This is a genomic window from Stenotrophomonas sp. YJH_SMC_27 (genome assembly GCF_059369815.1).
In genome coordinates this window covers 1-9,815 of sequence record NZ_JCAFTA010000028.1, presented here as the reverse complement: position 1 = coordinate 9,815, position 9,815 = coordinate 1, and the positions used below count along the sequence as shown (strand labels likewise).

5 protein-coding genes and 2 pseudogenes are annotated in these 9,815 nt (G+C 67.4%); 4 read left to right on the top strand and 3 right to left on the bottom strand.

Going from position 1 to position 9,815, the window contains the following annotated elements; translation table 11 throughout:
• Window positions 1-109, top strand: a pseudogene (locus AC5P7R_RS22245) (IS110 family transposase); the annotation flags it as partial.
• Window positions 110-517: 408 nt separating this feature from the next.
• Here the strand turns inward: AC5P7R_RS22245 and AC5P7R_RS22240 are convergent.
• Window positions 518-4,045, bottom strand: coding sequence for a hybrid sensor histidine kinase/response regulator (locus AC5P7R_RS22240; protein WP_019660056.1), 3,528 nt, complete (start codon window positions 4,043-4,045; stop codon window positions 518-520).
• A gap of 96 nt (window positions 4,046-4,141) precedes the next feature.
• Window positions 4,142-7,687 (bottom strand): sensor histidine kinase, encoded by a 3,546-nt coding sequence (locus AC5P7R_RS22235; RefSeq protein ID WP_021202034.1) that lies wholly within the window; start codon window positions 7,685-7,687, stop codon window positions 4,142-4,144.
• Between the two features lie 164 nt (window positions 7,688-7,851).
• On the opposite strand from AC5P7R_RS22235, the gene AC5P7R_RS22230 reads away from it, so the two are divergent.
• Genes AC5P7R_RS22230 through AC5P7R_RS22220 form a run of 3 tightly spaced genes read left to right on the top strand, consistent with a single transcriptional unit; the run spans window position 7,852 to window position 9,643 of the window.
• A complete protein-coding gene (locus tag AC5P7R_RS22230; RefSeq protein ID WP_021202033.1) occupies window positions 7,852-8,484 on the top strand; it encodes a YceI family protein in 633 nt (210 codons plus the stop codon).
• A gap of 10 nt (window positions 8,485-8,494) precedes the next feature.
• Window positions 8,495-9,067, top strand: coding sequence for a cytochrome b (locus tag AC5P7R_RS22225; RefSeq protein ID WP_478435949.1), 573 nt, complete (start codon window positions 8,495-8,497; stop codon window positions 9,065-9,067).
• 3 nt (window positions 9,068-9,070) lie between these two features.
• On the top strand, window positions 9,071-9,643 hold the full coding sequence (locus tag AC5P7R_RS22220) for a YceI family protein (protein WP_021202032.1): 573 nt from the start codon (window positions 9,071-9,073) through the stop codon (window positions 9,641-9,643).
• 60 nt (window positions 9,644-9,703) lie between these two features.
• Here the strand turns inward: AC5P7R_RS22220 and AC5P7R_RS22215 are convergent.
• Window positions 9,704-9,815, bottom strand: a pseudogene (locus AC5P7R_RS22215) (IS110 family transposase); the annotation flags it as partial.

Here is a 9,815-nt window from a genome sequence, read left to right as displayed (position 1 = left end):
CATCCTGGCCAGAAAGCTGGCCAGGATCGCTTGGGGCGTCTTCAAGAGCGGCCGGGACTTTGACCCGGCCATGCTGAAAGTGGGTCAAGCCTGCTTCCAGCAGGCTTGACCACGAACATAGGATCTCGGCTCTACACAGGGCGCCGGCAGCTCGCGAGAATCTGTCAAAGGCGGGGTGGGTCCGGTTGCGGGGGCGTGAGCCGCATGGGCCCGAGGCATGCCTCGGGCGGGTTGGGCAGGACGCCCAACCCCGGTCTTGCCGTGTGCGCAGGATTGCGCACACGAGCAAGCGGCGACCGAGCTTACATGGGTGAGGGCGCTTTGCTTGCGAAGCACTGCTTCGCAAGCGCCCGAACGCACAGCCGCCAGCGGCTGGGCCGGGCCCCGGAGGGGGACTTGCAGCGTCCCCCGTAACCGGACCCACCCCGCCATCCCACAGGAAGCCAGCTTTTGCTTCGGCGGTTGCTGTTGCTCCGGCTTGCAGCAGGTGCAGGGCCGCAGGCCCTGCCGCCGCATCCTACCGCCCCATGACCCTGGCGATCGCTTCCAGCAGCAGTTCACCGGTCACCGGCTTGCGCAGGAAACCGCCGATGCCGGCCGCTTCCACCTGCTGCTGCAGGTCCGGATCGGTCCGCGCGGTCACGGCAAGCAGCGGCAGCATGTAGCCCTGGTTGCGCAGGTGCTGGGCCAGTTCGAAACCGCTCAGGCCCGGCAGGTCCAGGTCCAGCAGGCCGACGTCGAAATCGCCGGCACTGATCTCGCGCAGCGCCGCCAGCGCATGGCCTGCATGCACCACCTCATGCCCACGCGCACTCAGCAGCCCGCGTATCACATCGGCCACGGTCGCGTCGTCTTCCACCAGCAGTACCCGCAATGGCGGCATGTTGGCCGCTTCCTGGCGGTGCGTATCACCCTCTGCCTCGGCATGGGCATCGACCACCATCGGCAACGGCAACGTCACGCCGAAGCAGGTGCCACGACCGAGCTGGCTCTCCACCTGGATCCGCCCTTGCATGGCATGCGCCAGTTCGCGGCAGATTGCCAAGCCCAGGCCACTGCCACCGTACTGTGCAGCGGTGCGTGCGCCATCGGCCTGCTCGAAGCGGCGGAAAAGGCGCTGCTGTTGTTCCTGGCTGATGCCCGGGCCGGTGTCGCGCACTTCGAAATGCAGCGATCGCAGTTCGGCGTCGCTGCGGGCGTGCAGGGTGATGGTGCCGCGGCTGGTGAACTTGACCGCATTCGAGAGCAGGTTCAACAGGATCTGCCGTACCCGCATTGCATCGCCGTTGGCCTGCAGGCCGGCGGGCAGCTGGTTGTCGAGCGTGAAACGCAGGCCCTTCTGCGCCGCCAACGGCCCCATCAGCGCGGCCAGGTCCTGCAGCAGGCTGCCCAGTGCGAACGGCTTGTGCTGCAGCTCCAGGCGGCCCGATTCGATCCGCGCCAGGTCCAGCGCATCGTTGACCAGATGCAGCAGGTGCTCGCCGGCATGGCGGATCGATTGTGTATAGCCACGCTGCTGCGGATCCAGCGGCGAGGCCAGCAGCAGCTCGCTCATACCCAGCACACCGGTCATCGGTGTACGTATCTCGTGGCCAAGATTGGCCAGGAAGCGGGTCTTGGCCGCCGACGCCTGTTCGGCCAGTTCCTGCTTGTGCAGCGCAAGCTGGTAGGCGTGGCGACGTTGCAGGCGCCGACGGTAAAGCCAGGCGAACCAGCTGGTCAGCAGCAGCGCGAACGAGGCAAGCATCAACAGGCCGGACAAGCTGCGCCACCACGGTGGCTGCACGCGGAATTCCAGGCTCTGCACACGTGACCAGACATGGTCAGCCGACCGCGCCTGCACTTCCAGCCGATAGCTGCCCGGTGCCAGCCGCGAGAACAAGCGCTCACCGGCCGGCCCCACTTCCACCCAGTCCGGGTCATAGCCGGCCAAGCGGTAACGATAGGTGTTGGACGCCGAATCGGCGAACGACAACAGGCGCGCGACGATGCGCAGATCGCGGTCGCCGTCGGCGATCTGCAACGGCGCATCGTGGGTGAGGTCCAGCACCTGCTCGTTGCGGCGCACCTCCACCCGCTCGATCACCAGCGGCGCACGCCGCATCGACGGACGTACCTGCTTCGGGTCGAACACCACCACACCGGCCGGCGTACCTGCCACCAGATGACCGTCTGCCGACATCACCAGCGTGTGTTCGCGGAATTCCTGGCTCGGCAGGCCATCGTGCACGCCATACAGGCGCACGCTCTGGCCGTCGGCCCCGATGCGCACCAGGCCACGCGCACTGGTTGCCCACGCAACCCCCTGCGCATCGACCACCAGCCCCGAGGCGGAGATCGCCGGGTAGCCCTGCTCTGCACCGATCACGGCCTGCCGCTCCAGCCGGCCCTGGCTCCAGCGATAGCGCGACAGGCGGCCATCTTCGGACAGCCAGACCTGGCCATCGGTGCCCACGTGCAGTGCATGGATCGCGGTCGCCGGCGCACCCGGCACCGGCTGGAAACGCTCGCTTTCCGGCAGCCACTGCAGCAGGCCACGGCTGCTTGCCAGCCAGATATGGTCCTGTGGCCCGCATTCCACGTCCAGATTGAGCTGGCCCTGCTGCAATCCACGCTGGCCATTATCCAGTTGGCGCCGCAGGCGCCCATCCAGATCGCGTTGCTGAAGCCCCGACGGCAGCATCAGCCAGAGACTGTCACCATCACAGGTCATCATGGATTCGATGACTCCTTCCATGGTCGCGTCGGCGCCGGCATCCCGGCCCCAGCGGCGCAGATCACGCCGCTTCGGGTCATAGCGCAGCAGTGCGTCGTTGGAACCGATCCAGACCTGGCCGCGGCGATCCTCGCGCACCGAGGTCAGCCAGTGCATGCCGTTGACCCAGGTACGGTGCTGTTCGATGCTGCCGGTCTTCGGATCGAAGCGGTCCAGCGCGCCGTGGCTGCCGACCGTCCAGATGCCGCCATTGCTGGAGGGGCTGGTGCCCAGCACGAAGGCATTGCGCAGCGAGCGCGGGTCGTCCTCCAGCCGCGACAGCACCGAGAACTGCCACCAGCGCGGCAACAGGTGCCACAGGCCGGCATTCGTGCTGGCCAACCAGATGCCGCCCTCGCGATCCTCGTAGGCACCTGTCCAGTTCGGGCGCACCGGGCCACGTGCCACCGCGCTGTACAGGGGCACGGCCTGGTACTGGCCATCGACCGCCCGGCCGAGGCCGGTGCGGGTGTCCAGCCAGTGCCCGCCCTGCTCGTCGCGCAGCATCATGCCCAGCACCTGCTCGCCTTCGGGCAGCTTCCAGGACGGTGCCTCGAAACGACCATCGGGACGGCGCACCATGGCACCGGCCATCGTGCTGATCCAAAGGCTGCCATCGGATTCGGCCGTCAAGCCATTGATCAGCAGGCTGGGAATGATGCCGGCCCCGACCCGCTCAAAGTCCGTGCCGGTCCAGCGCGCGACGCCATGCTTGGTGCCGATCCACAGGCTGCCGTCAGCCAGGGTGGCCAGGTACGGCACCGATGCCGCCGGCAGGCTGCGCGGGTTGTTCGCTTCAGGCAGGAAGCGCTGCAACCGGTCCTGGTTGTCCAGGCGGTACAGACCACCTTCGTGGGTGCCGAACCAGACCGAACCATCCGGCGTGGTGGCCAGGCTCCAGACCGTGTTGGTGCCCATCAACGGCTGGCTGCTGCGGTCGTAGAAGTGCAGCTGGCGGCGATCGGCCGACATCCGTACAAGGCCGGCGTTCTCGGTGCCGATCCAGAGCTGGTTGCGGGCATCGACCAGCACCGTCCAGATGCGGTTGTCGCGCAGGCCGTCTTCCGAGCGCCAGATCCGGTAGTTGCGCCCGTCGTAGCGGGCCAGGCCGTCATTGGTAGCGATCCAGAGGTAACCGTAACGATCCTCGGCCATGCGGTTCACGGTGTTGGACGGCAAGCCGTCGAACACCGTCACCTGGCGCGGGTTCGGTGGCACCGGCTGCGCCGCAGCGGGTGACAGGCCGCACAGGAGGACCAGCAGCAGCATCGCCGCCCGCAGATACACCACCGATTGCCTCCTCACGCTGCTTCTGATGATTCCCGCACTACGGGCGTCGGCATGGTAAACCGAAAGTCGCGACGTTCACGCCCGGCGCTGGCGCATTCAAAGGGCGGTTTGTCGTTTTGCGCGCGCCTGGGCAATGGCAGTCACCAGCATGTCACCGGTCACCGGCTTGCGCAGGAAGCCATCGAACCCAGCCGCCAGGACCTGGGTCTCGGCGTAGGCGTCGGACCGTGCAGTGACCGCCACCAGGGGAAGTTCATAGCCCATGGTGCGCAGCTGGCGGGCGATGGCGGTGCCGTCCAGCGCCGGCAGATCCAGATCAAGCAGGCCCACGTCAAAGCCGTCGGTGGCGATCTCCGATAGCGCGCCCAAACCATGCAGCACGTGCACCACGTCGTGGCCACGGCCACGCAGCAGGCCGGCGATGACCTCGGCCACGGTCGCGTCATCCTCCACCAGCAGGATGCGTAGTGGCGGCAGCATCGGCAGTACCGGCAATTCGCCCGGCGCATTGGCGGCCTGCCGGTTCCAGGGCAGCGGCAGCCATACCCGGAAGCGGGCGCCCTTGCCCGGCTGGCTGTCCACTTCAATCCGCCCGTTCATGGCCACGGCCAGCTCCTGGCAGATCGCCAGGCCCAACCCGCTGCCTCCATAGCGCGACGCGGTGCGCGGGCCATCGGCCTGTTCGAAGCGATGGAACAGGCGGTCCTGCTGCTCGGCGTTGATGCCCGGGCCGGTGTCATGCACTTCGAAGCAGAGTCCACCACCGTTGTCTTCCAGCCGCACAGCCAGGCCGACGTGCCCGCGCTCGGTGAACTTGATTGCATTGCCCAGCAGATTGAGCAGGATCTGCCGCACGCGCATCTCGTCGCCACTGACGCTGATCGGCCCAGGTGGATCGTCCCCACGGCGGAACTCCAGATTGCGCTGCGTTGCCATCGGCTGCATCAACGCCTGCACCTGGTCGAGCAGGCTGGCCAGATCGAACGGGCGCAGGTCCAGCTCCAGCCGGCCGGCCTCGATGCGGGCCAGATCCAGCGCGTCATTGACCAGCCGCAGCAGGTGGCTGCCCGCCTGCTGGATCGAGCCTGCATAGCTGCGCTGCACTGGATCCAGCGGGGTGGCCAGCAGCAGTTCGCTCATGCCGAGCACGCCGGTCATCGGCGTGCGCACCTCATGGCCCAGCGTGGCCAGGAACCGGCTCTTGGCCTGTGATGCCTGCTCCGCCAGCTGCTGCTTGTGCACGGTCAACTGCCATTGCTGGCGGCGGCGCAGCCGCGCACGGATCGACCACACCACGATGAGCAGCAGCAACGAGCCGATCAGCAGGTAGCCGAAGATCGCCATGCCGCTGCGCCACCAGGGTGGCAAAACCTTTACCTGCAGCCGCTGCGAAGGTGTCCAGGCGCCACTGGCCGTCGCCGCCTGGACTTCAATGACGTAGCTGCCGGTCGGCAGCCGCGACAGCGTGCGTTGGCCGTCACCGCCCTGCTCCACCCAGTTCTGGTCGTAGCCCTGAACCCGGAAGCGGTAGCGGTTGCCCTGCGGGTTGGCATAGGAAAGCAGCCGCGCATCAATCTGCAGGTCACGGTCATCCGGCCCCAGCAACAACGTGCCGCTGGTCGGCAGCGGTTGCCAGCCACGGGCATCATCGCGCCGCACGCGGACCTCGGCGATCACCAGTGACGAAGGCGGCAGCGTGGTATCGGCGGCATTCACATCGAACTCGACCAGGCCGGTCTGGGCCACCGCCAGCACGCGACCGTCGGCATTCACCGCCGGCGGCCGGCTGGTGAACTCGGCGTCCGGCAGGCCATCGCGTTCGTTGAACTGCTGCAGGCGGCGCGCTTTCGGATCCCATCGCAGCAGGCCACGTGGCGTGGTCGCCCACAGGCGGCCGTCTTCGGCCAACGCCAGCCCCCCCATGCTCACCGGCGGCACGCCCACACTGCCATCAATGCGCTGGATCAGGCGCAGGCTCATGCCATCCCACTGATAGCGCTCGAGCGCACCTTGCCGGGCCAGCCACAGCTGCTGCGGATCGACCCACACCAGGTCATAGATCAGCCCGCGCGAAACGCCCGGCACCGCTTCGAAGCGCCCGGCCTGTTCACGCCAGATCCCCATGTCGCCCATCACCCAGGCCTTGCCCTGGGCATCGAAGCGGATCTGCTCAATCGGTGAATCGGCCGTCTTGCGGAAATCCTCCAGCGGGTAGCTGCGCAGTATGCGGCCGTCGGCACTGCGTTGCTGCAGGCCGAGGTTCATCACCGACAGCCAGACCGTGCCATCGGCGGCCTGCCGCATCAGATCGACGCGCTGGCGCAGGTCCGCGCCCCCGTCGATACGCCAATCGTGCAACGCGCCGGTGGCCGGGTCGTACACGCTGATGCGGCCGGCACGCCCCAGCCACAGGCGCCCGTCCGGCCGCGGCAGCACCGACCACACCGCCCCGCTGCCAATCTCGCGATCGCTGGCCAGCAACCGCAGGGTTCCCTGCGCATCCAGCTGGTACACGCCATGTGCCGAGCCAACGTAGTAGTTCTGGCCATCGCTGGCTGCACTCAACAGGTACTGGCTGTCCAGCGGCTTGCCGTCAAGCTGGTTCCAGATCGAAAACCGGCGCCAGTCCGGGGGCAGGTAGGCCAGGCCCTGGGTCAGCAGCGCCACCCACAATCCGCCCTCGTGGTCCTGCAGCAGATCGAGCACACCACTCTGGGCAGTGAGGAAACCACTGCCGCGGTCGCCATCGAGCCGCCACAGCATGCTGGCATCTCCACGCAACAGGCCATCGGAGGTGCCTGCCCAGTAACCGCCCTGGCGATCAGCCAGCACCAGCGCCGAACGCAGGCGCGCACTGTCGGCCCAGCGTGGACGACTGACCCGGTCCTGCGGGTCGATACGGTAGAGGCCGTCATTCTGGCTGCCGGCCCAGATCGAGCCGTCGGGGTCGCGGCTCAGGCGCAACACGCTCAGCGCCCCCAGTTCGCGCGGTGCGACAGCCTCGAACCCAGTCCCGTTCCAGCGCGCAATTCCCGCCTCGGTGCCGATCCAAAGGCGTCCCTGCGCATCGACCAGGCTGCTGTAGATGGTATTGCTGGGCAATCCCTCGGGACGGGCCGGATCATGCTCGAAGAAGCGCAGGCTGCCATCTTCACCGAAACGGCAGACGCCATGGCCGCTGGTGCCGATCCACAGTGCATCCTCGGCGTAGGCCAGCGTCCAGAACTGGCTCATGCAGGGGCCGTTGACGGTATCAAAGGTCTTGAAGCGTTCGCGGTCGGCATCCAGCCGGGCCACGCCCTTGCCATTGATGCCGACCCAGACGCGGTCCAGGGGATCGACCAGCAGGGTCTCGATTTCGTTGCCGGGCAGCGAGCCCGGCTGCTCCGGATCATGTTCCCACACCCGCAGGTTGCCACCGTCATAGCGCACCAGGCCACCATCGGTGGCGGCCCAGACATGGCCCTGGCGATCCTCGGCCAGCGCCAGCACCATGCGCGAGGGCATGCCTTCGGCGGCACCGAAACGGCGCAGCCGCGGTGTCTCGGCCATGTCCGGGGCCGCAGCCGCCGCGGCAAATGCCATCAGCAGCAGCCCCATTCCCGCGATGCCCCGGCGCCACAGGCGCCAACCGCTCGTCATCCTGAACCCCCTGTCCTGCCCCGATTGTCACACAGCGCCGGGTTCATGGCTGCAACAGGCTGTTTCCACCGGTGGACCCACCACGAACTGTTGCAGCCATGCACGCAACGTTGGCGGGGGGCTGTGCGTATGATCGCAACGTCCCCTTCCGGAGCCCGCCATCGATGCGTCCCTGCCTGGCCCTGCTGCCGATGCTGCTCGCCACCGCTCCCGCCTGGGCCGATGCGGATACCTATCGCCTCGATCCGGTGCATACCCGTGTGCTGTTCACCATCGACCACGCCGGTTACTCGCAGGCGATGGGCACGGTCTCCGGCAGTGAAGGACGCCTGCAGTTCGATCCCGACAACTGGCGCGAAGCCACACTGGACGTCGAGGTTCCCGTGTCGCGATTGGACCTTGGTGATGCCAAATGGAACCAGGCCACGCTGGCGCGCAGCCTGCTGGATGGTGAGCGCTTCCCGAAGGCACACTTTGTCTCCAGCCGGGTCGAACCGATCGATGCAAGGCGCGCCCACGTGATCGGCACCCTGACCCTGCGCGGGGTCAGCCAGGAGATCACGCTGGACGTGACCCTCAACGCCATCAAGCGCTACCCCCTGCCCCCATTCCGACGCACCGCCGGTTTCTCGGCCAGCACCACGCTGAGCCGGCGCGCGTTCGGCATCACCGCCTGGCCGGGCGTCATCGGTGATGCAGTGCAGTTGAGGATCGAGGCTGAAGCCACCCTCGACCGCAGCGACGCCCCGGGAACTCCCGCTCCCGTTCCGCACTCCGACCCCAAGATGGCCCGCTAGAGGACCTTTCATGACCGCCAAGAACACCCCCGCCGCCTGGGGGAGTGTCAGCCAGATCCTGCATTGGTTGATCGCACTGCTGATCCTCGCCCTGGGCGTGGTCGGCCTGACCATGGGCGAGCTGCCCAAGACCCCCAAGTATTTCTGGGTCTATACCGCGCACAAGTCGATCGGCATCACGGTGCTGGCGCTGGTGCTGTTGCGCCTGGGCTGGCGCCTGTATGCCGGTGCGCCGAAGCCGGTGCCGGGCGTGCCCAGCTGGCAGGAACGCATCGCCAGCGCCACCCACGTGCTGCTGTATGTGCTGATGTTCGCCATCCCCCTGTCGGGCTGGCTGTACGACTCGGCCAGCGGCCTGCGCCCGTTCCGCTGGTTCGGCCTGGTGGATGTGCCCAAGCTGAGCGGACCCGACCCGCAGGTTGTCGAGGTGTCACATGCCATCCACGAATACGGCTTCTGGCTCTTGATCGCGGTGGTACTGGCCCATGCCGGTGCCGCCTTCTACCACCACCTGTTCCAGCGCGATGCGACCCTGTCCCGCATGTTGCCGCGCGGCTGGCTTGCCTCCCCTCAGAAGGACTGACCGATGAACCTGAAACTGACCACTCCGGCCGCCGTGGCCGCCGCCCTGGCCGGCATGCTGGCTACCGCCCCGGCGCTCGCTGCCGACTATGCGCAGGCCCCCGGCGCCGGCTCGATCCTGGTGTTCGCGACCAAGTACGACGGCGAGGTGTTCACCGGCAGCTTCCCGGGCTTCGCCACCAAGCTCAGCTTCGACCCGGCCAATCCGGCCGCCGGCTCGCTGGACGTGGTGATCCCGCTGGCCGGTGCCAAGAGTGGCAACAGCGACCGCGACTCGACCCTGCAGGGTGCCGACTTCTTCAACGTCGGCAAGTTCGCCACTGCGCGCTACACCGCCAAAGGCTTCCGCGCGGTCGGCAACGACCAGTTCGCCGCCGATGGCACCCTCGAGCTGCGTGGCGTCAGCAAGCCGGTCACCCTCACCTTCACCTGGAAGCCGGGCACCCAGCCGGTGCTGACCGGCAAGGCCACGGTCAAGCGCCTGGACTTCGGCGTCGGCGGTGGTGACTGGGCCGATACCAAGACCATCCCGGATGAGACCGCGATCAGCACGATCGTGAAGTTCGACGCGAAATAAGCGATGGGCCGGGGCACGGCCCCGGCCGCATCCTGTAGAGCCGAGATCCTATGTTCGTGGTCAAGCCTGCTGGAAGCAGGCTTGACCCACTTTCAGCATGGCCGGGTCAAAGTCCCGGCCGCTCTTGAAGACGCCCCAAGCGATCCTGGCCAGCTTTCTGGCCAGGATGTTG

Bases quoted from the DNA above. Each gene is read 5' to 3' on its own strand.
- AC5P7R_RS22220 (WP_021202032.1), top strand. From the start codon at position 9,071: ATGAACCTGAAACTGACCACTCCGGCCGCCGTGGCCGCCGCCCTGGCC.
- AC5P7R_RS22235 (WP_021202034.1), bottom strand. From the start codon at position 7,687: ATGACGAGCGGTTGGCGCCTGTGGCGCCGGGGCATCGCGGGAATGGGG.
- AC5P7R_RS22225 (WP_478435949.1), top strand. From the start codon at position 8,495: ATGACCGCCAAGAACACCCCCGCCGCCTGGGGGAGTGTCAGCCAGATC.
- AC5P7R_RS22230 (WP_021202033.1), top strand. From the start codon at position 7,852: ATGCGTCCCTGCCTGGCCCTGCTGCCGATGCTGCTCGCCACCGCTCCC.